The following is a 26,960-nucleotide window of genomic DNA, read 5'->3' on the forward strand; positions in this document are numbered from 1 at the left end:
TCAATGACCCGTATGTTGATTAATTAGGAGCGTAATTAGCAGACCACTGCTCAAGAATCGCTTGGTATGGTTTGATAAATTGCTCTTCAACAAACTTTCCCTGCTCAATAGCCAGACGGCTACGTTCTTCACGGTCATACACAATTCGAGTAAGTGAATAATCTTCGTGTTTCAAGCTTGGTTGATAAGATTTTCCAGCCACTGAATTTGCGTTATAAATTTCAGGACGGTAAATCTTTTGGAAGGTTTCCATCGTACTGATGGTACTAATCAACTCAAGGTTGGTGTAATCGCTAAGCAAATCGCCAGTAAAGTAAAATGCTAACGGCGCAACGCTATTTGGCGGCATGAAGTAGCGAACTTTTAAGCCCATTTTTTGGAAATATTCATCAGTTAATGAATAGTCTTCTTGCTTGTATTCCACGCCTAAAACAGGATGTTCGTTTTCAGTACGGTGGTACTCTTTAGTCGTCGAAACGCTTAAGCAAATCACTGGTGCCTTTTTAAAGTTGGCTTTATAAGTTTGAGAGTTAATAAAGCTCTTAAACAAGTTACCGTGCAATTCACCAAACTTTTCTGGCGTGCTAAAAGTCGACTTGTTTTTGTTGTGATCTAACAACAGCACACTAAAGTCATAGTCACGTACATAAGACGAGAAGTTGTTACCTACAATCCCTTCGATGCGTTCATTGGTCTTTTTATCAACAATATTGGTTTTTAATATTTCGATGAGAGGAAGTCCGCTTGCACGGTTTTCGGCATCAATGTTCATTTCAACTGAAATGATTTCAAGTTCAACGCCATAGCGGTCGCCTTTAGGGTTGTCCCAATGAGCTAAGGCATTGAAACGATTGTCGATCATCTGCAATGTATTGCGCAAATTTTCTTCGCGGCTCATCCCTCTTGCCAAGTTAGCAAAGTTGGTTGTAATACGTGTATTGTCTGCTGGACGATAGTTCTCATCGAAACAAATACTCTTAATCGTAAATGTAAATTCTTTACTCATTGTGATCAGTACCCTAATTTCTGAGATAAACCTAAAAAATCTTTTGCTCTTTTTAAACTTTCCAGACTGGTCAGATTTGTGCCTTATGGTCTTATCAAAGTGAATAACTGGAGCGCTTCAGAGCATGAATAGATTTATACCGCAATCACAACATGAATAAAAATGATTTAGTCTCATTACAAACTGAGTGAAATTCATGTTTAGGGTTTAATAAATAAGTATGAAGTTAAATATTTTTCATCTTTGGGAATTTTAGACAACAGAAATTCAATATACGGTGCTCATACTGTACCTTAATAATTTTAAATATTAACTATCACTTTCAAATACTTAATAGTAAAAATTCAAGTTAAAAAGAATCAAACTAAAGTAAATTATGCTGACTCTCATTCATCTCTGCTTTTAGCCATTCTAAAAATATGGTTTTGCGTGAATCCTCCTCAAAAGCACTATGAGAAAGTAAAAAATAGGCTGAATTATCTTGCACAACAGGTGAAATTTTTTGCAGTACGTTCCACTCAAGCTCTTTTTCAATCATATAAATTGAGATGACTGTCGCGCCAAGTCCAGCCAAACAACCTTCTAAACATAAATAAAAATGCTCGAGTTCAACTTTGGTGTACCCTTTCAAACTCTGCTTTAATTCAGTAATACGACTCATGCTTTTAAAAAAATTCGGTCTAGAAGTCGAAATGAGTACGTCGTTGGTTTCCGATGGCTTGGTTGCTTGAACTAGAGCGATATATTCATCGGCAATTTTCTCGCTATAAATATGCTCTCCCCAAGCAAAGTCATTTCGGCAGAATATAACATCCAGCTAAAAGCTGCCCTGCCCGATCTGCCATAATAAATATAGTCGATCAGACTTTTTAGGCAAAAAAGCCGCTTTAAAACAGATATTTTATGCTGTTTTTTGAATTAAAGGGATCACCACCTCTGTCACCGATTTTGCTGTGCTTCTCCACATTGTCGATGGTGTGCGGTTAAGTCTATATTATAATAGAACTTTTAATTTAGAACTTGGAATTCAATAAAATGCCTGATGAAAACTTTTCTTTTGAAAATCCAAATAAAAATATAGAACCCATTAAATATAAAAGTTGTATTCTAGAACTTTATAAAACTTTTCTAATTTTAAGAAATATGGCATATGGAGAAGAAGAAATAGAATCTCAGAGTTCTGAATCTCATACTTTATATAAAATTTTTGATGATACTGCTTATAACATCAGTCAAATTCCACTGTTTTTTCAACCGACAGAAATCACTAATCTTAAGTTGGAAGACTGGTGTATAAGGTTAAATAGAATTTTACCATTTACATCAAATATATTTGATACAAAAATATTAAGGGATGAGGAAGACCTACCCTCTATTATCAAAATTCAAAAAGAAATTAGTGAGTTTTTAAGTGTTAAACAGAGTAAAAGATTTGCTCGTATAGAAACTACTAGTCTTTATTTATCAATGACTCCAGAGTTTAAAAGTATTAAACTTATTTATGACAATGCAATTGAGTCAAAGAAGATAGAAAATGAAATTAATAGAGTTAATGAAGAATTAAAAAAAACATTAGATAAATCAAAGCAAATGGAAGGTCTTCTTGAAGAATTTAAAATTAACAATTCCAATTTTAAGATTTATACCGAACAAAATTATAATGATCATACCAAAGAAATTTATGCAGAAATTTATAATACGGAATATGCATTAGCTGACAAATATAGAAAATATGCAATTTTAGTTTTTTTGATAATTGCTATATTTGCATTAATTAATTTTCTATTACCAACTATTGAAGGAATAATTAATTATTTTAAAATAAATAAATTTCAAACATCTCCAATTAGTATTTTATTTTTTGTAAGAACAATCTTCCTGCTTTTATTAACAGCACCGGGTTGGTATTTTGCTAGAGAATCAGCAAAACATCGTCAAGTCGCGTATAAAGCTAAGATTGTAAGTGCAGAATTGGCTGCTTTACCATTCTATATAGCAGATTTAGAGCTAAAAGATCGGCGGGAAATGCGTATAAAAATGGCTGATAAGTTTTTTGGCCAAGAGCTCTATAATGATAAAAAGAGTGATAACAGCAATGTAAGTGAGCAGACCAAAGCTACAACTGAAGCTATTAAAACTATTAATGCATTATTAAGTAAACCAATTAAACCGAGTGATGTGCTATAAAATTATGAAAGTTAAATTAGATATTGATTTTAGAACTATTCGAAAAATCAAAAGGTGGAAACAAACCTTTATAGTTTTTTTAATAAACTTCTCTAAGCCAATTATTGATGATTTACCTATAAGAAAGTTTATCTGAATGACTGATTGAAAGGTAATTTTATATGTTTAATTCTATTATTTACTATTTATTAGAGATGGATATGATCAAAAAAAAAGAAGAAAGTGAAGTTGAACGTAAAGAACGCAGATGGCAAAATATTGAAATCCTTTCAATATTTGCTGCTCTAGTGTTAATTGGTTACATCTGGAAAATTTATCCTGATATCTTACGAGAAATTGATCAAGAAAAAACACCAGTTACTGTTCCTTTTGAACAGAATAACGCCATTGATTTTCCCTATGATGAAAAGAAATCATATGCACAAAAAATAGGTGAAAAATAAGGTACTTATGGTGATATGTATGGTTCTTTAAATACTTTATTTAGTGGTTGGGCTTTTGCTCTATTATTAATTTCATTATTTATGCAACGAAGAGAATTACAAGAACAAAGAAAAGAATTAGCTGCACAAAGAGATGAAATAACAAAAGCAAATGAAATTGCTGAGTCTCAAAGAAATATTACAAAGCAACAATCAGAATTATTAGCTCAACAAAGCTTTTATTCACTTTTATTCAAATTATTAGATGAAAAAACTAATAAAATTAATTTATTTTACTTTAAAGATTCACATAATGGGCATTCATATAAAAAACAAGAATGTTTTATTTTTTATAGTAAAAATATTTTAAGAAGTGCAGATACTTTAAATATATTTATTACTGATGAAATGACTCCATCAGAAGTACTGGATGCTTACAGAAGCTTTATAAAAAGTTTCTATCACGATGCTTCAGAACGTTCTGATAATTTGTTTGAAGCAACCTTATATTTTGAATTAATTACTAATATTTTAGATTTAATCGATAAAAAAGCAAATCCTAAAAATATAGAAACAGATATTGCTTTCTTAAAATCCTATATAAGTCATGATGAGTTAGTTATTATTGCAACTTATGGTTTCTATAATTCAAAACTTTATCGCTATATAAATAAATATGGTTTATTAGCCAATTTTGATAGCACTCTTTATGAGATACCATATCAAATTTTTTCTCACTTATATGATACTAATGCTTTTAGAACTTTTACCCCAAATGAAGCTACTGAGACAAAAAATGTTAGCCAAGCAAGTACAGATTAATAGGGTGATTAGTTCAATTTTATGTGTGTTAGGTGTGATTTTGCTTTTTACCAAGTTTCAGTAGAGCTAGTTATTTTTAAGAAACTGTATAGTGAAATTATGATAAATGGACCAATTTCTTCATAGAGAACTTAGTCCATTTGAGTAAGATAAACAGCTATTTCTTAACTTTTTGACTCTGATAAATCATTTACGTTCCAACGATTTGCTCTTTTAAAAGTACCGACATCGTTAAACCGTACGCCCATATCACGCATGACTTTATGGGCAACTGGCGCGGTCATTTGGCGAATGTAAAATGGTTCTTTCACTACAAAATGATGGATGGCATGCGTTGAACCAAAGTTAAAGCAAAACAATTGGAATGGCATCATCCACCACGGCGTTAATACTTGAGTTTGTTGAATGACATTGCCCAATTCAACATCGCCATAGTAATGCATATTGCTGGTCACAAAGTGCAAGCAGAAGGTACGCAGCACATTTGGTGCAATCCAAACCACAGTCAAAATATTAATCACATGCATGATATTTAAAGTGGTCGCCGACCAAGCAATTGGTGCATTTGCCCACCCCGAAACTGCGTCAATTGCGTGAAATCCTAAAAAGATATACCACAGTGACCAGTGAATAATGCCAAGCGGGAAATAAGCTAAAAAAGCACGTTTAAAAATGACTTTTCTAACCGCCCAATTGTTTGAGGCAATAATGCGTAGTAAAACTGCAAAACCATTATCACCAATCGCGATAAGTCGACGTATGTTCCACTTTTCGCCATTGGTTAAAGCTCTTTCTTCTAAATCGACTTCAGTACCCGAGTTTTTATGATGGTTAAAGTGCAGTTCGCGACGTTTCCACGGGTTAATAGTACTTGGTCGAGCTAACCAGACTAATCCCATCATTAAATGATGTGCCCATGGTTTCTTTCTAAAATACATCCAGTGAATTAAATCGTGCTCTAACTCATGGGTGAGCGATGCAAAAAAAGCAATAATCGGAATTGCAAACCAAGCTGAAAGTTGATGATTGATATAGAGCATGGCAGCCGTAATCATACCCACCAAAGATATCAATAAAATCATCGCTCCAATGGCATTTTGATGGTTCAAAATAGGATGGCGTTTGCGTAAAGCCACACCTTCTGCGGTTACTACTTTTTTAATATGCTCTGTTTTTTCGCTATCGGTCATTCCGGCAGGATTTTTATAAATGTAGGTCATCCGTTATTCCTCAGTTTTTTCATGTCCCTACTTTATTTAGATCGCTTTAGGTGTGCTTAGCTCGAAACGCCAATCTATTGGCTATGGATGCCAAAATAGAAAGATTCAAAACAAACAAAAGATTTTTTAGTTTTGAAATCTTTTATACTGTTCACAGGAATATGAGTCACAAGTTATAGGACATAACATGCCACAGACAGCAACGGCACTGGCTAGCTGGGTGAAAGCGATTCAAAAAGCGCTCGAAAAAGCCGGTGTTGATAGTCAACCTTTATTAGAACAAGCAGGTTTAGATATTCAGGCTCTCGGTAATCCTGATGCACGTTATTCATTAAAACAAACAGCAAATTTATGGAAACTAGCAGTTCAGAAAACTCAAGATTCATGTTTTGGCCTTAAAGTTGCCAACCAAGCAAATCAAAATACTTTTCATGTGTTAGGGCATTCACTGATTACCAGCACCACCTTAAAAGAAATGTTCTTAAGAATTATTCGTTATTTTCGTGTGGTAACGGACATTCCTGAACTCGAATTTTATGGAGATGGCAAAAATCATTATTTCGTTATTCATGTTCCGGACGAAGTTCAACCCGAATCAATAGATGCTTTTATTTCCGTTTTTATTCGCTCAAGCCGTGCATTACAGGGATCTGTTTTTTCACCGTTACGCATTGAGTTAAGGCGTTCGGAACCGGAAGATCTGGAAACGTTTAAAAGTATTTTAAAAGCCCCGATCGTGTTTAATGCACCCAAAGACATGATTGTGTTTGATACAGCCACCATTGAACAGCCACTAGAAGGTGCAAATCCAACCCTCACTCAAGAATATGATGAGATTATTAATCGTTATCTGGCTCGGTTTGATAAAGAAAATATATTGGCACGGGTGAAAGTGAAACTTATTGAAAAATTATCGACGGGTGATTTTCAACAGCAAGAAATTGCGAAAAGCTTAGGTTTAAGTATTCGTAGCTTGCAAAGGAAACTCTCCGCAGAAAACACGTCTTATAGTGAGCTACTTGATCAAACTCGGCATGAACTGGCTTTGTCGTATATTAAAAACTCAAGCCATAATATTACTGAAATTGCTTATATTCTTGGCTTTACCGACGTGAGTAGCTTTACACGTGCGTTCCGTCGCTGGACCAATTTATCGCCCGTCCACTATCGAGAAAAACATCTGGCTTGCTCTTAATTTTTTAAAACTTTAAGCAAAAAAAGATGCATATGAATGCATCTTTTTTATGGTCAGTTCACTTTTTAGTGAGCAGCTCTAACATGGAAACCGTTGTGACTTTGGCCCCCACTGGCAAGGCCTTTAAGTCCACAATATAGTTAGGACTATGTGGAATATAAGGCACAGGTTTTCCTTGTTTTACTGCATTGGCAAATACAACTGGGTCCGCCACGCCAATAAACATAAAGTTAAAAGGAATGTCTTTTTGGTCGCCTAAGAGGTGATGAACATCTTCCGAACCCATAAATGGAGGAAAGTCGGTTAAAACTTGCTTATCACCTAACAATGCTTTTAACGGCCCATTTAAACGTGCAGAAAACTCTTTGTTATTAATGACTGGGTTGGTTGAACCTTTGAGCGTTAAAGTAGGTAATTGATCTTTACCCATCCCCTGCATTTCGGCCGCGCCTTCACTCATGAGCTTAATATTATTTAACATGGTTTCACGCACTTTCGGGTCAAACCAGCGCATATTCATTTTGACTAACGCGGTTGAAGGAATCACGTTATTTGAGTTTCCAGCTTGAACTGAACCAATAGATAAAGCAGCAGGTTGCTGAGTATTCACTGCGTTACCCATAATGGTTTGATATTGGGTAATGGCATTGGCCGCCATGCTAATTGGGTTCTTGGTTAAATATGGAAGTGACCCATGTCCACCCACCCCTTTAAATAGAATATCAAGTTGATCGGTTCCTGCCATTCGTGGACCCGGTGCGTTAATTATCGTTCCCACAGGTGCAGGGGTAGTGTGAACTGCAAAGAAATAATCAGGTTTTGGTAAGTTATATTTGGTCCATAAACCATCGCTCACCATAGCTTTTGCCCCCGTTACCGGTTCTTCAGCAGGTTGCGCGACTAAAATAATAGTTCCACTCCATTCCTTTTTTAAAGCAACTAGAGTTTTTGCCATACTCAACATCCATGTCACATGGGCATCATGACCACACATATGTGCTACAGGTGTTTCGGTTCCATCATCGAGTTTTACCCTTACTTTACTTGCGTAGGGTAAACCTGTGGCTTCTTGAACTGTGTTGGCATCCATATCGGCACGGTACATGACCGTTGGCCCGTCACCGTTTTTTAAAATGCCGACCACCCCTGTTTTGGCTATTCCCGTTTTAACGTCAAAACCTAATGACTTAAGCTCTTTGGCAACAATGGTAGAGGTTCGCGTTTCCATAAACCCGAGTTCAGGGTGTTCATGAATGTCTTTATAGACCTTATTTAACCACTCTGTTTGCCCATCAATAATCGTTAACGCTTTTTGTGAAACTGTAGGTAAAGCTGTTGGACTTGCTTCTGCATGCAGAACCGTTCCATAACCTGCAATAAAAGTCGACAAACCTAAAAATAGACTGTTTTTGAATATTTTATTCATGTAGTAAAAACCTTATAAATGTATGATTTAATTTTAAAATTTATATCCAATTTTTAAGCCATAGCTGACTGAGTGATTATCCTTAAACTCACCTACATAATAGTCACTACCCGCCTGTGCGCCAAGCTGAGCTTTTGCATCGCCTAACCAGTAATACTTCACACCACCTGAAATAAAATATTGCGATGTCGGGCTATATTGAGCACCCACGCCTAAGTTGTAATACCCTTTGCTTGGCCCACCCGTCGAGACCTTATCACCTGCTCCCGAGTCCCAACCAACTGACACCGAGCCTAACCATTTAGGTGAAAAGCGTTGCCCTAAGCCTAAATTAAGAGACCATTGGTCATCGTAGTAACGAACCAAGTTGAAACCTTCTGGGCGGCTTGGAGTAGATAGTCCACCAACAACTTTTGAGATTTCACCAAAGCGGTAAGGCTGTAGAGCAAGATCACTCCAATTTACCCAGCGTACACTCCCGAACAATAAAGTCCCCTGACGAAGGCCTGTTTGAAACTCTAAATTGACTGAATCTGGAGATTTAAACTTGGTTGTGCCTGACTCTTCTACATTTGGTAACTCGGCAAGAATACGATTTAAATAAGCTTTTTTCTGCTCGGTCATTTGTCCAATAGAAATCATATAATCTAGGTGCTGATTTACTAAATCACGACCTTGCTGCGTGCTTAGCATCTCAATGAGTGGAGCATTTTCAGTCGCGTTTACTTTGTGAGTAATGGCTGAGCGGTAAGTTAATGACACTTTCACAGCTTTTTCAGGAATCTGATAGGCAAGCCCTGCTAGCCACCCCAAGTCACCTACAGTTTTGGTATGAAAGTCATAACCGTTGTAAAGACTAAATACATTGCCTCTTAATTCAACCTGACTTTTAAAGGTCTGATAGACTGGCCCCGCATAAAGATTCCAGTTTTTTGTGGGTTGATATCCCAAGATAAAGCTTAAATTCTGTATATCAAATTCTGATTTTGCATTTCCTGTAGGCACTTGACCAGAAGTAGCATTGGCAAGCCCTGCGGTGGTAATGCCGGGTAGCATCACCGTGTCTTTTGACGTTGCGACAAAACCATTCAGACCAGAATATTCTGTGTCGGCACCAAAAGGCTGATCGTAAAGTAGACCAAATGAATACTGCGGCGCCAACTGAAGTTTTAAGGCCGCTGTAGGTCGATAATCTGTGTTGGCGATATCTGAAATGGAATGATGTGAAGGGTTAGTGCCCGACTCTACACCACTTAAATCGGTATCTGTAATTCCTAAATTTGCTTCAAAATAATTGCCCGGTTGTAAAAAAGCCGATATGGATTGTCCTGTTTTATCAAAAGCGGCGGCATTTAAGGTGCTTGTGCAAATTGAAGTTATTCCTAAGATAAATATTTTTTTATTCACAACAAAATTCATAAATCCATCCTGGATATTTCTTATTTTGATTCCTCACTTTAGGTAGATTTTTAAAGTTCTGCTTAGCTCCAAACGCCAAATCTTTGACTATGGATGCCATATTGAAAAATTAGGGTTTGTGTAGCTGCAACCCGAGTATTATCTTTTTAATCACAATAAAAAGTACTCAAGTTTTTAATATGCGGAGCAATTTTTTTAAGAAACATTTGTGTTTATTGCTGTTAATATTAAAGTGCATGATAGATTTCCCAATCCTTCATACCTCTACAAATCAAGGATGATGAGCGAATACATTTATTATGGAAATCAAGCAAATAAAGTATTTTTTGACGGTCGTTGAATCAGGCAGTATTGGTAAAGCTGCTCAAAAACTCGATGTGGGTGCTTCGGCCATTAGTCAGCAGATTAGTAAACTCGAACAAGAGTTAAGTATTCGCTTGTTGCAGCGTAATGCTTTTGGTGTGACCCCAACACCCGCGGGTTTGGCCTTTTTAAAACACTCTCAACTTATTTTGCGTCAAGTGAACTTTGCCATAGATGCTGCGCATTCAGCACGGCTGTCAGGCCATGTCAGCCTTGGCTTTCCACCAACCATTACCGCTTTAATTGGCATCCCTTTAATGAAACTAATGTCTGAACGCTATCCAGACATTCGCCTAGAGATTGTGGAAACACTTTCGGGCAATCTGATTCAGTCGATTAACTCGCGTCAGCTTGATATTGCCATTATTTTTACTAATGAAATTGATAAGCAGTGGTCAATACAACCCTTGGTACGCGAGCAAATGTACTTAATGGCACGAAAAGAAGTGCTTGAGAAATACGGTCTTGCCGAGTGCATCAAAAGTGGAGTTATTCAGTCACAGCAAATTGGTGATATTCCTTTAGTGTTGCCACGTCAGCGCCATAGCTTAAGAAAGTTGCTTGAACACAAGATTGGACAGCTTAATGTCGTCTATGAAATTGATGGCTTACACTTACTTATGGACAGCTTGATTCACCTTGACCTTGCCAGTGTTCGGCCCGGAAGTGCTTGCTTGCAAGAATACAAACACAAGCTGCAATTATTGAAGTTAATTGATCCTGAGGTTGAGCGTATTAATTATTTAGTCAGCCTTGCCGAAGAAGAATTATCACCTGCTGCACTCGCTGCAAAGTCGGCAATTAAAGCCTGTGTAAAAGAACTAATTCAAAACCAAATTTGGCCGTGTTCTGAAATTATTCTATAAAGGGTCATTAATTTTATTAAAGACCTAATTAATTTTGCCCTCTCACTCCCTCCTTCTGTTTGAGATTACATTTTCTTTCGAATGATAAGTGGATTTCTGTTTATCGAATTATAGATGTGTAGTTTGAACTGGAAACAAGGCATCACATTTTCTGTAAAGGACCTTACTAATTCTCTTCTCTAGCCCACTTATAGGTAGGTTTATTGAATGAGCGGATTTAAGTCCAAACATTGAAAATCGTGAATGTTTCCATTTTGTCAGGCCAAGGAGGTCTCCAATGGATGTCGTGAATAACCGTAGGGCTACTTTTAAAAAAATATTAAATGTAACGAGTGGCAACTTTTTAGAACAGTACGATTTTTTTCTTTTTGGTTTCTATGCCACTTATATTGCAGCAAAATTTTTTCACTCTGAAAATGAATATGTTTCGTTAATGATGACATTTACCGTATTTGCTGCGGGCTTTCTTATGCGTCCTCTTGGCGCTATTTTTTTAGGTGCTTATGTAGATCGAGTGGGTCGACGTAAAGGCCTTATTGTAACTTTAAGCCTTATGGCAATCGGAACCATCTTTATTACCTTTGTGCCGGGTTACGAAACCATTGGTATTATCGCACCAATTTTGGTGGTGATTGGACGTCTACTACAAGGCTTCTCGGCCGGTGTTGAATCTGGCGGTGTATCGATTTATCTCGCTGAAATTGCAACAGATAAAAACCGTGGATTTATTACCAGCTGGCAGTCTGGCAGCCAACAAATTGCTGTTGTATTTGCAGCATTGCTTGGCTACTGGCTCAACACCATTTTAACTCATGCTCAAGTAGGTGAATGGGGCTGGCGTATTCCGTTCTTAATTGGTTGTTTGATTATTCCTTTAATCTTCTTGTTCCGCCGTACTTTAGAAGAAACTGAAGACTTTAAGGCACAAAAGACTCATCCATCTTCAAAAGAAATTTTCAGCACACTAGTGAGTAACTGGCGCATCGTACTTGCGGGCATGATGATGAGTGCCATGACCACAACCACGTTCTATTTCATTACGGTTTACACCACAGTGTATGCAAAACGTACTTTAGAAATGTCAGTAACAGATAGCCTTTTAGCAACTGTGTTTGTTGGCTTGTCTAATTTCTTCTGGTTACCAATGGGGGGCTTACTTTCAGACAAAATTGGTCGTCGCCCTGTTTTAGTCGGTATTACCACACTTGCTCTCTTTACAAGTTATCCAGTTTTAAGCTGGTTAGTCAGCGATATCAGTTTTACAAATCTTCTAATTACGCTTGCTTACTTCTCATTCTTCTTTGGTATGTACAACGGCACCATGGTCGCAACACTTGCCGAAGTAATGCCAAAACGTGTGCGTACCGTCGGCTTCTCTTTAGCGTTCAGTCTGGCAGCCGCTATTTTTGGTGGTATGACCCCAATGGCGTGTACTTACCTTGTGGAAAACACAGGCAACCCAAGTACACCCGCTTTCTGGTTAATGCTTGCTGCGGTATGTAGCCTCATCTCAAGTTTATATCTATGTCGCGGTTCTAAACAGAACAAACCTGACGCAATTACTGAACCTGCAAAAGTCAGCGCTTAAAAACTCACACTTTAATCTGAAATTTTAATGAACAGTACGGCAGATTTTCAGTCTCCGTACTGTGCTCTCTCGCAACTAAAGTGAGGCATTATGAAAAAGTCCCCTATCTTCCTGACCATTTGCTTAGCTGGTGCAGGCTTAAGCTCAACTTTTGCTAACGCAGATACGCTCGAAGTGATTAGCTCAGGCGGTTTCTATTCATCTATGGAAAAACTCATTCCAATATTTGAAAAGCAAACTGGTCACACGGTTCATCTTTCGTCTGGTTCATCCATGGGCGCGTCGCCAACTGCAATTCCAAATCGACTCGACCGCGGTGAACGTTTTGACATGGTGGTACTGGCAGCTCCTGAACTGAACAAGCTTGCAGAAAAAGGTTATGTAGACCCAAATTCACAAAGCGCTTTAGTGAATTCAAGCATTGGCATGGCTGTGCCTAAAGGTGCGCAAAAACCGGATATTAGCTCTGCGGCAAAATTCGAAAAGGTTTTATTAAATGCCAAGCACATCGGCTATTCAGCAAGTGCCAGCGGTACGCATCTTGAAAAAGATGTTTTCCCAAGCTTCCCACCTGTCGAATACAAAGTGATTGCTGGTAAAGCAGAAAAAGTGGTTGGTGACCGCGTTGCAAAACGTATTGCTGAAGGTCAGTTTGATATTGGGTTCCAACAAATTAGTGAAATCAAACCTTTTACCGGCCAATATGGTCAAGTTGATTTAGTCGGTCCAATTCCTGCGCCTTACCAAAAAGTCACTGTATTTGCAGCGGGCATTGGTAAAAACTCGGAACATGCAAAAGTTGCAAAAGAACTCATCAAATTTGTGAAGTCACCACAAGCAACACAAATTATTGAAGAACAGGGTCTTGAGCAGGTTAAAGAATAAAAGCTCTAAAAGGCAGCGTCTTGAGGTGATGTTGCCTTTACTCTATTGCCAGTTTACTCAAAGCAATAGAGTAAAAACTATAGCGACAAACCAGTGTAGAATTAATCCATAAAGGTTAATGTAGTATTTGCCGTGGAACTCAAACAATTAAAGTATTTTATTGCAGTGATCGAGTCAGGAAGCTTGGGTAAAGCTGCAAAAAATCTCGATATTGGAACTTCTGCATTAAGCCAGCAAATCTCAAAATTAGAAAGCGAGCTTTCTATTCGCCTTTTACAACGTACTGCTTTGGGTACAGTTCCTACCCCTGCGGGCTTAGCTTTTTTTCAACAAGTGCAACTGGCGCTTAGGCACTTAGACCATGCCGTAGACTCTGCGCATTCTTCACGTTTAAGTGGTCACGTCACCGTCGGTTTTTCACCAAGTGTTGCGGCTGTTATTGGCACACACTTTTTAAAACTCATGAGAAACCGTTACCCCGACATTAAAGTCCGTTTAATCGAAGGCTTATCGGGTGACCTCAAAGCTTTGGTTAATGCAAGACAGCTCGATGTTGCCATTATCTTTAGTGACGATGTCGATCCACAGTGGGCCATACAGCCTTTAGTCAAAGAACAGATGTTTTTAATCTCACCGAAAGAAGTGCTGAGTCAGTACCATCTTGAAAGCTGTATAGACACTCAAACCATTAACCATTCACAGCTTAAAGAACTTCCGCTAATTTTACCGAGTCAACGACATGGACTGCGTTTGTTGCTCGAACAGAAAATTCATCAGCTTAAAGTGGCCTATGAAATTGATGGGCTGCACTTATTAATGGAAAGTATTAGCCAACTCGAAATGGCAACGATTCAACCTGCGGGTGCATCATTAAACTCAAGGCAAGACCTATGTTTACTGCGCATTGTAGAACCTGCTATTGAACGCATTAATTATTTAATTAGTCTCTCTGAAGAAGAACTCTCGCCTGCTACTTTAGCCACCAAAGTAGTAATTCGTGCCTGTGTAACTAATTTGATTAATGAAAAACGCTGGCCCGGTGCGAAACTCATAAACACTTAAGCCATTAGTGTTTATTTTTACTAAACACCCATTCAAGCCTAGCCTCTCACTTCACTTTCCCTTTTAAAGCTACATTAGCCTTAGCTGAGAAAGGGAGAAATCCATGCATGATGTGATTGTAATTGGTGGTGGGAATGCCGCACTGTGTGCCGCGCTCACAGCAAAAGAAAGTGGCGCTTCTGTGCTTGTCATAGAAGCAGCACCTAAAGAATGGCGTGGTGGTAACTCACAACACACTCGTAACCTCCGTTGCATGCATGATGCTCCTCAAGATGTATTGGTCGATGCCTACCCCGAAGAAGAATATTGGCAGGACCTACTTAAAGTGACTGCGGGCAAAACCAATGAGCACTTAGCCCGTCTGGTCATTCGTAGCACGGCAACCTGCCGCGACTGGATGCGTCAACATGGTGTGAATTTTCAGCCACCGCTATCGGGTGCTTTGCACGTTGCACGCACCAATGCCTTTTTTATGGGTGGCGGTAAAGCTCTTATTAATGCGTATTACCGTAGTGCCCAAGAACTTGGTATTGAGATTTTATACAACACAAAAATTAAAGATCTAAAGTTAAACCAAGGACACTTTGAAGCCGCAATTGCGGAAGATGGCCGTGTGTTTAAAGCCAAAAGCTGTGTATTGGCCGCAGGTGGTTTTGAGTCAAATCTGGAATGGTTAAGAGAAGCATGGGGGCAAAATGAAAACGGCGAATGGCCTGCCGATAACTTCATTATTCGTGGAACTCGCTTTAATCAAGGTAACTTGCTTAAATTTATGATAGATCAAGGCGCCGATATTGTTGGTGACCCATCGCAATCGCACTGTGTCGCTGTAGATGCACGCGCACCATTATATGACGGCGGAATATGCACTCGTATTGACTGCGTTTCCTTGGGAATTGTGGTCAATAACAAAGCCGAACGTTTTTATGATGAAGGCGAAGATTTCTGGCCAAAACGTTATGCGATTTGGGGCCGTCTTGTTGCCAAACAGCCACAGCAAATTGCTTATTCGATTATTGATTCAAAAGCCATTGGTCGTTTTATGCCACCTGTATTTGCTGGCGTAAAAGCAAATAGCATTCAAGAGTTAGCCGAAAAAATCGGGCTAGATGTCAAAACCTTATGCCATACCGTAGAAGAATTTAATCAAGCCTGTGTGCAAGGCGCCTTTAACCATACCGTTTTAGATGACTGCACCACCGAAAATATTGTTCCCAACAAAACTCATTGGGCCGTTCCTCTCGATCAACCACCTTTCTATGCCTATGCCCTTAAACCCGGCATTACCTTTACCTATTTAGGTTTAAAAGTCGAAGACGATGCTGCTGTGCGTTTTAACAATAAGCCAAGCCGCAACCTATTTGTCGCAGGTGAAATGATGGCAGGTAACGTACTTGGTCAGGGTTATACCGCAGGCGTTGGTATGTCGATCGGAACGACGTTTGGACGCATTGCCGGAAAAAATGCAGCCCACTATGCACTTTCACAAGGAGTTGAACATGAATGCTAATAGCAAAGCCCTAATTCCAGTTGTTCAGCTCTCTGACTATGAGCAAGAAGTTCAAAGAGCACTACAAATTTGTAATGCTTGTCGTTACTGTGAGTCTTTTTGTGCTGTATTTGCGGCCATGACCAAACGCCTTGAGTTTAACCAAGCCGATATTCATTACCTCGCAAACTTATGCCATAACTGTGGTGCTTGTTTACATGCTTGCCAATATGCCCCACCACATGAGTTTGGTGTAAATATTCCAAAAGCGATGGCGCAAGTACGTTTAGAAACTTATCAAGAATTTGCGCCCCCTCAGCCTTTAGGTCGACTTTATAAGTCTGTAGGTATTCCTTTTGTCTCGGCTTTAACACTTATTTTCTTCTTTTGCATGTTAGCTGTGGTGTGGTACAAAGGCATCGACCTGTTTGCAGGCTACCAAGGTAATTTCTATGCGATTTTCCCGCATAACTTTTTAGCCCTATTGTTTGGAGCAACCTTTACAGTTGCGATTGTTCTGCTCGGCATTGGAATTAGCAAATTCTGGCGACAAACCTCTAAAGTCATTCACGGCAAAGTTGAGAAACCAGACCTAGTTCAAGCCACCCAAAATGTATTAACACTTAAATATTTAGATGGTGGGCATGGCAAAGGTTGTAATGAACAAGATGACCGTTACACACAAATCCGCCGTGTGTTCCATCACCTGACTTTTTATGGCTTTATGCTCTGCTTTGCAGCTACAGGGGTAGCGACTTTATATCATTATTTTCTTGACCTACATGCACCTTATCCTTACCTAAGCTTGCCTGTCATTTTAGGAACTTTGGGTGGAATCGGCTTAGTTGTCGGACCATCTGGCTTACTCTATTTAAATCTTAAACGCCATCCGTTGCATGGTGACCGTGAGCAAAAACCTGTAGATCGAGGCTTTATTTTCCTTCTACTTATCGTTAGTGCTTCAGGGCTAGCACTCATGGCATTTCGCAATACCCCTTACATGGCACTTTTACTGATTTTCCATTTAGCTACAGTCATGACATTCTTCATTACCATACCATTTGGAAAGTTCGCACATGGTTTTTACCGCAGTGCCTCTTTACTCAAATTTGCCATCGAAGAACGTATTTCCAAGAAGTCATAATTTCATTCAAAAGTATTCACTATCTTGGCATAGTGAATACTTTTATTATTTTTAAGCTCAAAATACTTCATACCTTCCCTACTTTTTACTATTTAAAATTCCTAAGCCATACATCGGCCACTTGGTACTCGCTTTAATATTATTAATGAACATCGCCACCAAAACTAAAGACACTGCACCGACCAAAACAGGGAAAATTAAGAAACTCCACTCGTAATATATGGTGTTTGCGGTAAGCAAAATAACTAAAGGATTGGCCCCAGCAGGTGGATGAACGCATTTAAAAATCTGCATGAGTGCAATAGCACAGCCCACTGATAAAGCAATTGTAAAAATGGAAACACCAACAAATTTTAGAAAAAACAAACCTACAAAAGCCGAAATAAGATGCCCAAATATAATATTTCTCGGCTGCGCCAAAGGTGACTGAGACACGGTATAGAGCAATACACAGGTCGCACCAAACGGTGCCATGATAAAGATATTGTGTGTGAGCTTGCTCAACCACAAAAGTATAAAAATACTGACCGTCCCCCCAATAAGACTTCGTAAAATATCAATTTTAGTAGGCGATGAAGCCAGTTTTTCTTTGCCATAAAAGATCGAGAACATGGTTTTTTTCCTTAAACAGACATTGCTTTTTAAAAAGCATATAGATAAAATTCCAAATAGTACAGATCTGTACTATTTTATTTTTTGGAAAAGTTTTATGTCTAAATCTGCCTTAAAAATATTAGATACAGCCGAGAAGTTATTTAATGAAAATAGTTTTGTCGGAGTTGGCGTCGACCTGATTCGCGATGAATCCGGCTGCTCTAAAACCACGATGTACACCTACTATAAAAATAAAAATCAACTGGTTAAGTCCGTGCTCGTTGCTCGTGATGAACGGTTTAAGCAAAGCCTTTTGGGCTATGTGGGAGATGCAACTGGGTTAGAAGCCATCAATAAGATTCTGGATTGGCACACCAACTGGTTTAGGCAAGATTTTTTTAAAGGCTGTTTATTTGTAAGAGCAGTCGCAGAATCTAACCAAGATGATCAAGACATCATTTCGATTTCAAAAGCCCATAAACAATGGATTAAAGAACTCATCGTCGCAAACTGTAATATGCCAAATGGTGAAGCTTTATCTGAGCTGATCTATACGGTGATTGAAGGCTTAATTAGCCGCTTTTTAGTCGATGGTTTCGATGAAACACTTGCGATAAACATGAAAAATTCGATTAATCAATTATGTAATATCAATCAAAATTTATAATTGCAGCCCTAGAGCTGCAATTGAATAGATGAGATTTTGATTAAGCAATTTTTCCATCAATAATGCCGTTTTCCTTTAACGCGGCCAGTTCTTCTGCTGTTTTAAATCTCGATAAGATTTGAGCAGTATGTTCACCCAGCTCTGGCGGTGCATGATGATATTCAACGGGAGTATCAGATAGCTTGATGGGTGAGCCAATGGTTTGGAAGTTTTCATTTAAACGATGAGGAATATTCACTACCAAATTGCGATGTACGATTTGTGGTTCAGCCAAAGCGTCCTCAATAGAGTTGATAACACCTACAGGTACTTTTAAGGCATGAATCATGTCGACCCATTCTTTGGCAGTTTTCTGCAGAAAGTGCTCCGACAATAAAGGAATCAATTCATTTCGATACTTGACGCGGTCTTGGTTGCGCACAAACTTTTCATTTTCGAGCAGTTCTGGATAATCAATCGCAATGCACAAATCTTTAAACTGTTTGTCGTTACCACACGCAATAATAAATTCTTTATCTTTAGCCTTAAAAGTTTGATACGGCACAATACTCGGATGTTGATTACCCATGCGCTGCGGGGCTTTACCTGAAGCTAAATAGTTCATTCCCTGATTTGCCAGTGCCGCGACCTGCACATCAAGGAGTGACATATCAATATATTGGCCGCGCCCCGTGTGCGAGCGTGCAATCAAGGCAGCTTGAATCGCAATGGTGGAATACAACCCCGTTTGAATATCTACAACAGCCACGCCAACTTTTTGTGCACCACCGCCTGCCACATCATCAGGTTCACCGGTAATGCTCATTAAGCCGGACATCCCTTGAATAATGAAATCATAGCCAGGTTCTTCTGCACGAGGTCCGTCCTGTCCAAAACCGGTAATCGAGCAATAAACAATATTTGGGTTGAGCTCGCTTAATGACGCATAGTCCAAGCCATATTTAGCCAAAGACCCTGTTTTGTAATTTTCAATAACGACATCGGCAGTTTTAGCAATTTCATAAATTAAAGCCTGACCTTCAGGTGTGGTAATGTCCACTGCAACCGAATATTTATTGCGGTTAGTACACTGAAAATAACCAGATTCACGAGTCATGTTTCCATCTTGATCGGGCATCCATGGTGGCCCCCACATACGGGTGTCATCACCGACTCGAGGACGTTCAATTTTAATGACTTCCGCGCCAAGGTCTGCCAAGATCTGTCCGCACCAAGGCCCTGCAAGCACACGACTTAAATCTAAAACCCGAATTCCTTGTAATGCACCCATAACGATACCCTTATCTTTTTAGAAGGTACTCAACACACCTTCTTGTCATTGTTTATGATTGTTTTTGCGGATCGTACTGACGATCTTTAATAAATAAGCCCGGCAATACACCTGCAACAAAATACGCAGCGCCCATCACAATAAAGGCCATGGTAAACGTACCGCCCGATGCCAAGAAACCAATGGTAGCTGGTGCAATCGCTGCCCCGACACGACCAATGTTATAAGCACCGCCAATGGCTGTTCCGCGCACATCAGTTGAAAAACTTTCAGCCATATAAGTCGCATTCACACCGTATGGAATGCCATATAAGAAGCCAAAAGTGATTAATAAATACAAAATATTGTCCGGGGTATTGAAGAAAATAATGATTGGCAAAAACACAGCACTGGCAATTGTGCCAAACACAAAAACAGCACGGCGATTAAATTTGTCAGCAAGATACCCTGCTAAAATTTTGCCTAAAATCATTGCGGTATATGAACCCACCATATAACTGGTTAAGTTTTTAAAGTTCATATGCACTTCTGTTTCTAAATAACTTGGCATCCAGTTGTTAATGCCGTAATAACCGAACTGCAAGAAGAATGCTGTGGTCATCCACAACAAAAACATTTTACGGTGCTTAAAGTTATTAAAAATTTGTTTGTAGATACTGCCACTCTTGGGCTTTTCAGCTACAGCTATTTCTTTAGGCTGTTTGTTGCCTTGCAAGCTTTCAATTTTGGTGAGCTGCCAAGATTTTGGCTCCGGCACAAATCGTTGTAGGAAAATATTGACGAAAGCAGGTACTACAGTCAGGAAGAATAAAACGCGCCAGCCATGATCTGGAATAATCGCCCCTGCTAATAATGTTGCCGCAATATAACCTACGGTCTGACCCGTCTGTAGCGTACCCAAGACCGTTGTACGGTAAGTGGTTGGCACATATTCAGCCATTAAGGTATTACATGCCATATAGAGTGCTCCAATTCCTAAAGCACCAATAAAACGTAAAGCCATAAATTGCTCGAAGCTTTGCGTAAAACCCAATAAACAGGTCGCTACCGAAAAGAAGGTTACCGAGTTAGCAATCGTTCGTACACGACCAAACTTATCACATGCCCAACCACCCAAAATACCGCCAATACCCATCCCAGCCAAAGAAGCACTGCCTAAAGCACCTGCTTGAAAGGTACTTAAACCAAACTCTGCCTTTAAACTGGTCAAGCTATAAGACAGCAGCATAATATCAATGCCATCGACCACCATTGCAAAATAGGCAAATAACAACGCCCATTTCCATGTATTTGGTCCAATCTTTTCATATGTTCCAAGGTTACTTGGAAATGTAGTTCTTAACTCTTTCGATATTACTTGAACGTCATTGTTCATCTTTAGTTCCTCATTTTCCCAAATGAGTCATCGGTAGCCTACTTATGTTTTCTGTATGACTTAATCTTTTATATTTTCATCATTTTACATTTGGTTTTAAGTACACAGAGGCGCATCTTTACATGAGTATCCTTACGATGAATCTTGTCATTTTCCATAAATTTTTGCGTAAAAATCCCTAAAGGTGCTCTCGAAAGAACACCTCGATCTTTTAAAAATGAATGAGTTAGTTACTAAATGCGGCAATGCCTGTTTGTGCGCGGCCTAAAATTAAAGCATGAACATCATGTGTACCTTCATAGGTATTTACGACTTCAAGGTTAACCAAATGGCGTGCTACGCCGAATTCGTCACTAATGCCATTTCCACCCATCATGTCACGTGCCATGCGAGCAATATCAAGCGCTTTCCCACAGTTATTGCGCTTAATTAAAGACGTACCTTCAACTGAAGCAATGCCTTCATCTTTCATACGACCGAAACGTAACGCCACTTGCAGACCCAACGCAATTTCAGTTTGCATATCTGCCAGTTTCTTTTGAATCAACTGATTTGCAGCCAACGGACGGCCAAATTGTTTGCGGTCCATGGTGTATTGATGGGCAGTATACCAGCAGAACTCGGCAGCTCCCATTGCGCCCCATGCAATACCATAACGGGCGCTATTTAGACAGGTAAATGGGCCTTTTAAACCTCGAATTTCAGGGAATGCGTTCTCTTCAGGTATAAATACGTTATCCATTACAATTTCACCCGTAATCGATGCACGTAAACCGACCTTGCCATGGATTGCTGGCGCAGATAAACCTTCCCAGCCCTTTTCTAAAATGAAGCCTCGAATATCACCAACGTTACCTTCAGCAGAAACTTCTTTTGCCCAGACGACAAATACATCGGCAATCGGACTGTTGGTAATCCACATTTTTGCGCCACTTAAACGGTAACCACCGTCAACTTTTTTAGCACGGGTAATCATACTGCCCGGGTCTGAGCCATGATCAGGTTCGGTCAAACCAAAACAACCAATATATTCACCAGTGGCCAGTTTAGGTAAGTACTTTTGCTTTTGTTCTTCGGTACCAAATTCATTAATTGGGACCATCACCAATGAGCTTTGCACGCTCGCCATAGAGCGGTAGCCCGAATCGACATATTCAATTTCACGCGCAACCAAACCATAACTCACATAGTTTAAACCCGCGCCGCCATATTGCTCAGGAATGGTTGGACCAAGTAAACCAAGCTCTCCCATTTCACGAAAAATAGACGGATCTGTTTTTTCATGACGGAATTGTTCAAGTACACGGGGTTGCAGTCGTTCTTGGCAATAGGCATGAGCCGCATCACGAATCATGCGCTCATCTTCGGTAAGCTGCTGCTCAATTAAAAATGGGTCTTGCCAGTTAAATTGAACTTTTGCTTTTTTTGTTGTCACCATGTGATTCATCGCATCCTCTGCTTGATTTAATCTTCTTTATTTAACTCGATGTTATGCGTGAAAAATGCAGTAATCAAACGATAAATGTTCATGCAGATATGCGACTTAAGCATATTTTAAATAAGTCATTTTCAATTTAGATATTTAATTCGTTGTATTTCATTAAAAATGGCTTATTTTTATACTAAACTCTAATATCTGCATTTAGGTCATATGTCGTTTTGAAATATGACGACAAATAAAAGGATTTTATGTATGCGAAGAAGTATCCCATCCATTCAGGGTCTGATTTGCTTTGAAAGTGCAGCAAAACATCTAAGTTATACCTATGCTGCGCAAGAGTTATGTATTACGCAAAGTGCAGTTTCTCGTCAAATTCAGCAGTTAGAAGACTTCTTAGGAGTTGAATTATTTATTCGTACTCGACATGGTGTTGAGCTGACCATTGCAGGACAACAATATTTCAAAAGTATTAAGCCCTATTTATTGGGGTTAGAGAAATGTACGGCCGATGTGATTTCTCACAAAGGTTTAGGCGGAACTCTAAAATTAGGCGTCGTTCCTACCTTTGCAACGCGCTGGCTGTTACCTAAACTTCATCTTTTAAATCAAAAGTATCCTGAAATTACCGTTCATTTAGAAACGAGTACCAAGCCATTTTTATTTAATGACAATATTTTTGATGCCGCTATTTTTGCGGGTACACAGCAGCAAATTGACCACTGGCCCGGCATACAAGCACATTATTTAATGGATGAAGAAATTGTACCTGTGTGCTCACCAAGACTCATCGAAAAGTATTTTCCAGATGTGGTGATGATTAATGAAAATACCTATGATTTAAGCCCAGAAGATTTATTAAAAATCCCTCTCCTACAACAAACGACTCGGCCTAGCATTTGGCAAGAATGGTTTCTGACTCATCACATGCAGCACCCTAAACCTTTTGATGGACAGCGCCATGAGTTATTTTCAATGCTTGCCGTTGCCGCCAGTCATGACATGGGAATGGCTTTAATTCCGCAAATGTTGATTGAATCTGAACTACAAAAAAAAGAACTGGTGATTGTTTCTAATAAAAAACTAAAAGGCAGCCGAAAGTACTATCTCATTCACTCAAGCCAAGACATCTCACCGACTATTCAAAAATTTGTTGAGTGGATTTACCAAGAGTTAGAACAACTAAAGAGCAATTCAAATTAGCTGAGTCACTTTGTGCGATCTATACGCATAAAAAAAGATTGTAATTGATGAGATCACAATCTTTTTAGTTAAGCATAAATGACTTTGAATTAATGACTCATCAATTGAATATCTGAACCGCTAAGTTTAGGGTCAATCAAGATTTTGGCATGTTGTTCAGGGTCACGTAATGCTTCAAATGCACTCGTAACACCCTCTAAGCCGACAACACCGGTAATGAGCGGTGAGCAGTTCACTTTACCTTCTGCAATCATATGCAGCGCATCTCTAAACTCAAGCGGTGTATATCCCAATACGAACTGAATTTCTAACTCTTTATTAATCGCAAGTGCGGGTTCGATTTTGTCACTTTGCATACACACACCCACCCCAACAATTCGGGAAAACAAAGGTGCACCTTCAATAATTTGCTGCAAAACACCCGGTACGCCTACACATTCAAAAATAACTGGACGTTTTGGCAGAGCGCCTAACTTATCAATCATGCGCCACCCATGCCACCACGGTAAGCGAGTCGCTTGTAACTTATCAAACAGCCCCATGCCCATGTTAATGGCATCAGAAACATTGCCAAGCAAACCAAATTCTTTCCAGTTAGCAAATGGTGATGTCTCTTTAGGGTCTACCACAATATCGGCACCGCATTGCTCAGCAAGCTTACGGCGGTTAGGTGAAAAGTCGCTGGCAACTACGGTTTTTACCCCAGCTGCTTTAAGCATTAATATGACACCTAACCCGACAGGACCACAGCCAATCACAATAGCAGGCTCACTGGTTTTCACACGGCTACGGCGAACAGCATGCAATGCAACCGCCATAGGTTCAGTCATGGCGGCACTATCTGCATCTAGACCATTGGGCACTTCAAACATCAAGCTTGATTGAGCCAATACTTGCTCGGCATAACCGCCGGAAGCATTTGGAGAAAGTCCCGTAGACAAATAACCATGTTGATCTACATTTAAAAGTGGCATTGCACAAACAAGTGTATCGGCTTTAAGTTTGTGGCGTGTTTTTGGACCATAATCTAAAACCTTGCCACAGAACTCATGTCCTAGTACAAACGGATCTGTAGACTTGGCTAAACCATGAAACCCGACACGTGCCGCCAGATCATGCATGTGGTCGCAGTGATGCTGCATATGTAAATCAGAGCCACAAATTCCACATCGCACCACTTCCAATAACACCTGCCCTTTTGCAGGCGTTAAGTTCGGTTGGTCCACCACTTGTAATTTTGCTTGATGACAAAGTACCGACTTCATTTGAGTGCTTCCTATTTCTTCTTTTTCCATTTACTTGCCAGAAATAGATTTCTACAGATAAATTAATCGCTTTATCAGTTTGGTCTTTAGCAAGCCTTTATTCATCTTTACAACTAAAAGGCAAAATACCAATGACCATTCTTCAGCCATTCCACTCTTGAAGAGTCAACAAAAAATAGGCTCAGCGAAGTTAAAAACAGTAAAAATCTTGGTGCTTGTATCTTACACAGACTGCGTTATCTTCTTAGGCCAGAACAATTTCATCAAAATTAAAACTTATACAAATATAGTAAGTTCAAAAAACTCAACTCAACGCTTTTCACAAAAACATAGCAAAACCAAACTTTTATCAGCAGTCTTAAACAGGCATGATGAATTAATACAAACAGATAAGAAGAGATTTATGATTACAAAAACGCTCCCGCTTACAGATATACACCGTCATCTTGATGGCAACATCCGCATTCAAACCATTTTAGACTTGGGGCAACAATACAATTTAGATTTACCTGCCTACGACATTGAATCTTTACGCCCGCATGTACAAGTGATGGATAACCAACCTGACTTATTAAGTTTCTTATCAAAGCTCGATTGGGGCGTAAAGGTATTAGCGAGCCTAGATGCCTGCAAACGTATTGCTTTTGAAAACATGCAAGATGCAGCACAACAAGGGCTAGATTATGTAGAGCTGCGTTTTTCACCGGGTTATATGGGAATGACACATCAACTCCCCCTTGAAGGTGTTGTCGAAGCAGTTATTGCTGGTGTGAAAGAAGGCAGTCAAGCTTACGGGGTAAAAGCGAATTTAATTGGCATTATGAGCCGTACTTTTGGTCAAGAAGCCTGCGAAAAAGAGTTAAATGCTCTACTCGCCCATAAAAATGATATTAAAGCGTTGGATCTCGCTGGAGATGAGCTTGGTTTTCCGGGCAATTTATTTATTGATCACTTTAAAAGAGCACGTGATGCAGGTTGGCATATTACAGTACATGCAGGCGAAGCTGCTGGTCCTGAAAGTATTTGGCAAGCCATTGAAGAATTAGGTGCTGAACGAATTGGACATGGTGTTAAAGCAGTTCAGGATTTAAAACTTTTAGATTATTTAGCTAAACACCAGATTGGTATTGAGTCTTGTCTCACTTCAAACATTCAAACTAACACAGTGCCTTCTTTAGCAGAGCACCCATTAAAGACTTTTTTAGAACATGGTGTACTTGCCACTATTAATACAGATGACCCTGCGGTAGAAGGCATTGAGATACAACATGAGTATTTAACTGCTGCCCCTTTAGCTGGTTTAAGTCCTGAGCAAATTTATACAGCTCAAGAAAATGGACTAAAGATCGCATTCTTATCAGAACAAGAAAAAGATGAGTTAAGGCAAAAATATCAATAACAGAGAACAGAGAACAGAGAACAGAGAACAGAGAACAGAGAACAGAGAACAGAGAACAGAGAACAGAGAACAGAGCTTATATAAAGAAATTCAAAGATTGGAGTATGTATGAATTAAAATTTCGAACTAGAAAACAAAAAAATCCCTTCTATCTGTAAGACTAGAAGAAATGATTTTAATATTTGGGATATTTTAGAAAGCTTGAACGCTTTTAAATATGGTCGGAGCAGTAGGATTCGAACCTACGACCCCCTGGTCCCAAACCAGGTGCACTACCAGGCTGTGCTATGCTCCGAAATTGGGGTGAATGACGGGATTCGAACCCGCGACAACTGGAATCACAATCCAGGGCTCTACCAACTGAGCTACATCCACCATCAAATAAGTTCTATGTACCAAGCTACCGAATGGCGCGCCTGACAGGATTCGAACCTGTGACCATCCGCTTAGAAGGCGGATGCTCTATCCAACTGAGCTACAGGCGCTTAACCGATGATGCTTATCATGCGATACTTCGCCGATCTTAAAATATTATTTTAAGTGGTCGGAGCAGTAGGATTCGAACCTACGACCCCCTGGTCCCAAACCAGGTGCACTACCAGGCTGTGCTATGCTCCGATCTATCTCAGCTTTTGCTGTATCGCACATCGTGCGG

Annotated in this window: 22 protein-coding genes, 4 tRNA genes and 2 pseudogenes; 14 read left to right on the forward strand and 14 right to left on the reverse strand. The window is 39.4% G+C overall.

Translation table 11 applies throughout. The annotated features are described in order from the left end of the window. Window positions 1-19: 19 nt before the first annotated feature. On the reverse strand, window positions 20-1,006 hold the full coding sequence (locus KTI78_RS10100; protein ID WP_262446012.1) for a DUF1852 domain-containing protein: 987 nt from the start codon (window positions 1,004-1,006) through the stop codon (window positions 20-22). Window positions 1,007-1,370: 364 nt separating this feature from the next. Beyond that, a pseudogene (locus KTI78_RS10105) lies at window positions 1,371-1,811 on the reverse strand (LysR family transcriptional regulator); the annotation flags it as partial. Between the two features lie 230 nt (window positions 1,812-2,041). Here KTI78_RS10105 and KTI78_RS10110 point away from each other — a divergent pair. The 4 genes and pseudogenes from KTI78_RS10110 to KTI78_RS10125 form a co-directional block, all read left to right on the forward strand. Next, window positions 2,042-3,193 (forward strand): hypothetical protein, encoded by a 1,152-nt coding sequence (locus tag KTI78_RS10110; RefSeq protein ID WP_262446013.1) that lies wholly within the window; start codon window positions 2,042-2,044, stop codon window positions 3,191-3,193. Between the two features lie 161 nt (window positions 3,194-3,354). Then, complete coding sequence (locus KTI78_RS10115) at window positions 3,355-3,636, forward strand: hypothetical protein (protein WP_262446014.1); 282 nt, start codon at window positions 3,355-3,357, stop codon at window positions 3,634-3,636. Window positions 3,637-4,023: 387 nt separating this feature from the next. Next, window positions 4,024-4,437 (forward strand): putative phage abortive infection protein, encoded by a 414-nt coding sequence (locus tag KTI78_RS10120; RefSeq protein ID WP_262446042.1) that lies wholly within the window; start codon window positions 4,024-4,026, stop codon window positions 4,435-4,437. Next, window positions 4,391-4,501: pseudogene (locus KTI78_RS10125) on the forward strand (LysE family translocator); the annotation flags it as partial. The gene KTI78_RS10120 and the pseudogene KTI78_RS10125, both read left to right, overlap by 47 nt. A 100-nt stretch (window positions 4,502-4,601) precedes the next feature. On the opposite strand, the gene KTI78_RS10130 reads toward KTI78_RS10125, so the two are convergent. Beyond that, complete coding sequence (locus KTI78_RS10130) at window positions 4,602-5,627, reverse strand: fatty acid desaturase (RefSeq protein ID WP_224993406.1); 1,026 nt, start codon at window positions 5,625-5,627, stop codon at window positions 4,602-4,604. 217 nt (window positions 5,628-5,844) lie between these two features. Between KTI78_RS10130 and KTI78_RS10135 the strand changes: the two genes are divergently transcribed. Continuing rightward, window positions 5,845-6,852, forward strand: coding sequence for an AraC family transcriptional regulator (locus tag KTI78_RS10135; protein WP_262446015.1), 1,008 nt, complete (start codon window positions 5,845-5,847; stop codon window positions 6,850-6,852). Window positions 6,853-6,910: 58 nt separating this feature from the next. On the opposite strand, the gene KTI78_RS10140 is transcribed toward KTI78_RS10135, so the two are convergent. Both KTI78_RS10140 and KTI78_RS10145 read right to left on the reverse strand, forming a co-directional pair. Then, a complete protein-coding gene (locus tag KTI78_RS10140; protein WP_262446016.1) occupies window positions 6,911-8,278 on the reverse strand; it encodes an amidohydrolase in 1,368 nt (455 codons plus the stop codon). Window positions 8,279-8,311: 33 nt separating this feature from the next. Next, window positions 8,312-9,697, reverse strand: a complete 1,386-nt coding sequence (locus KTI78_RS10145) for an outer membrane protein transport protein (RefSeq protein ID WP_262446017.1) — start codon at window positions 9,695-9,697, stop codon at window positions 8,312-8,314. A 299-nt stretch (window positions 9,698-9,996) separates the two neighbouring features. On the opposite strand from KTI78_RS10145, the gene KTI78_RS10150 reads away from it, so the two are divergent. From KTI78_RS10150 to tcuB, 6 genes are all read left to right on the forward strand, one after another. Next, window positions 9,997-10,926: a LysR family transcriptional regulator gene (locus KTI78_RS10150; RefSeq protein ID WP_239976179.1), complete on the forward strand. Its 930-nt coding sequence runs from the start codon at window positions 9,997-9,999 to the stop codon at window positions 10,924-10,926. A 277-nt stretch (window positions 10,927-11,203) separates the two neighbouring features. After that, window positions 11,204-12,514 carry an MFS transporter gene (locus KTI78_RS10155; RefSeq protein WP_262446018.1) on the forward strand — a complete coding sequence of 437 codons (1,311 nt, stop codon included), beginning with the start codon at window positions 11,204-11,206 and terminating at the stop codon, window positions 12,512-12,514. Window positions 12,515-12,604: 90 nt separating this feature from the next. After that, window positions 12,605-13,399 carry a substrate-binding domain-containing protein gene (locus KTI78_RS10160; RefSeq protein ID WP_262446019.1) on the forward strand — a complete coding sequence of 265 codons (795 nt, stop codon included), beginning with the start codon at window positions 12,605-12,607 and terminating at the stop codon, window positions 13,397-13,399. Window positions 13,400-13,531: 132 nt separating this feature from the next. Then, the gene (locus KTI78_RS10165; protein ID WP_032007286.1) at window positions 13,532-14,461 is read left to right on the forward strand and encodes a LysR family transcriptional regulator; all 930 of its coding nucleotides are present in this window, start codon (window positions 13,532-13,534) and stop codon (window positions 14,459-14,461) included. Between the two features lie 103 nt (window positions 14,462-14,564). Continuing rightward, a complete protein-coding gene (gene tcuA, locus KTI78_RS10170; RefSeq protein ID WP_262446020.1) occupies window positions 14,565-15,971 on the forward strand; it encodes an FAD-dependent tricarballylate dehydrogenase TcuA in 1,407 nt (468 codons plus the stop codon). Continuing rightward, entirely contained in the window at window positions 15,961-17,094 is a 1,134-nt protein-coding gene (gene tcuB / locus KTI78_RS10175) for a tricarballylate utilization 4Fe-4S protein TcuB (RefSeq protein WP_262446021.1), read from the forward strand. The genes tcuA and tcuB overlap by 11 nt, the downstream gene beginning before the upstream one ends. 78 nt (window positions 17,095-17,172) lie before the next feature. Here the strand turns inward: tcuB and KTI78_RS10180 are convergent, their stop codons facing one another. Continuing rightward, the gene (locus tag KTI78_RS10180; RefSeq protein WP_262446022.1) at window positions 17,173-17,706 is read right to left on the reverse strand and encodes an HPP family protein; all 534 of its coding nucleotides are present in this window, start codon (window positions 17,704-17,706) and stop codon (window positions 17,173-17,175) included. A 97-nt stretch (window positions 17,707-17,803) separates the two neighbouring features. On the opposite strand from KTI78_RS10180, the gene KTI78_RS10185 reads away from it, so the two are divergent. Beyond that, on the forward strand, window positions 17,804-18,355 hold the full coding sequence (locus tag KTI78_RS10185) for a TetR/AcrR family transcriptional regulator (RefSeq protein WP_262446023.1): 552 nt from the start codon (window positions 17,804-17,806) through the stop codon (window positions 18,353-18,355). Window positions 18,356-18,395: 40 nt separating this feature from the next. On the opposite strand, the gene KTI78_RS10190 is transcribed toward KTI78_RS10185, so the two are convergent. The 3 genes from KTI78_RS10190 to KTI78_RS10200 form a co-directional block, all read right to left on the reverse strand. Next, the gene (locus KTI78_RS10190) at window positions 18,396-19,625 is read right to left on the reverse strand and encodes a CaiB/BaiF CoA transferase family protein (RefSeq protein WP_262446024.1); all 1,230 of its coding nucleotides are present in this window, start codon (window positions 19,623-19,625) and stop codon (window positions 18,396-18,398) included. 52 nt (window positions 19,626-19,677) lie between these two features. Next, window positions 19,678-21,000, reverse strand: coding sequence for an MFS transporter (locus KTI78_RS10195; protein ID WP_262446025.1), 1,323 nt, complete (start codon window positions 20,998-21,000; stop codon window positions 19,678-19,680). Between the two features lie 226 nt (window positions 21,001-21,226). Beyond that, the gene (locus tag KTI78_RS10200; protein WP_262446026.1) at window positions 21,227-22,447 is read right to left on the reverse strand and encodes an acyl-CoA dehydrogenase; all 1,221 of its coding nucleotides are present in this window, start codon (window positions 22,445-22,447) and stop codon (window positions 21,227-21,229) included. A gap of 246 nt (window positions 22,448-22,693) precedes the next feature. Here KTI78_RS10200 and KTI78_RS10205 point away from each other — a divergent pair, with 246 nt between their 5' ends. Further along, window positions 22,694-23,641 (forward strand): LysR substrate-binding domain-containing protein, encoded by a 948-nt coding sequence (locus KTI78_RS10205; RefSeq protein ID WP_239968776.1) that lies wholly within the window; start codon window positions 22,694-22,696, stop codon window positions 23,639-23,641. Between the two features lie 89 nt (window positions 23,642-23,730). On the opposite strand, the gene KTI78_RS10210 is transcribed toward KTI78_RS10205, so the two are convergent. After that, window positions 23,731-24,906, reverse strand: coding sequence for a zinc-binding dehydrogenase (locus KTI78_RS10210; RefSeq protein WP_239968774.1), 1,176 nt, complete (start codon window positions 24,904-24,906; stop codon window positions 23,731-23,733). 403 nt (window positions 24,907-25,309) lie between these two features. On the opposite strand from KTI78_RS10210, the gene add reads away from it, so the two are divergent. Then, window positions 25,310-26,305 carry an adenosine deaminase gene (gene add / locus KTI78_RS10215; RefSeq protein ID WP_239968772.1) on the forward strand — a complete coding sequence of 332 codons (996 nt, stop codon included), beginning with the start codon at window positions 25,310-25,312 and terminating at the stop codon, window positions 26,303-26,305. A gap of 218 nt (window positions 26,306-26,523) precedes the next feature. Here the strand turns inward: add and KTI78_RS10220 are convergent. The 4 genes from KTI78_RS10220 to KTI78_RS10235 all read right to left on the reverse strand — a co-directional run bounded on the left by KTI78_RS10220 (window position 26,524) and on the right by KTI78_RS10235 (window position 26,923). Then, window positions 26,524-26,600 (reverse strand) — tRNA-Pro (locus KTI78_RS10220). Between the two features lie 4 nt (window positions 26,601-26,604). Then, window positions 26,605-26,680 (reverse strand) — tRNA-His (locus tag KTI78_RS10225). Between the two features lie 33 nt (window positions 26,681-26,713). After that, window positions 26,714-26,790: transfer RNA gene (locus KTI78_RS10230), tRNA-Arg, on the reverse strand. A 56-nt stretch (window positions 26,791-26,846) separates the two neighbouring features. Further along, window positions 26,847-26,923: transfer RNA gene (locus KTI78_RS10235), tRNA-Pro, on the reverse strand. Window positions 26,924-26,960 lie beyond the last annotated feature (37 nt).

Origin of the sequence: Acinetobacter sp. WU_MDCI_Abxe161 (assembly GCF_025514355.1) — a bacterium.
Taxonomy (GTDB): Bacteria; Pseudomonadota; Gammaproteobacteria; order Pseudomonadales; family Moraxellaceae; genus Acinetobacter; species Acinetobacter pittii_E.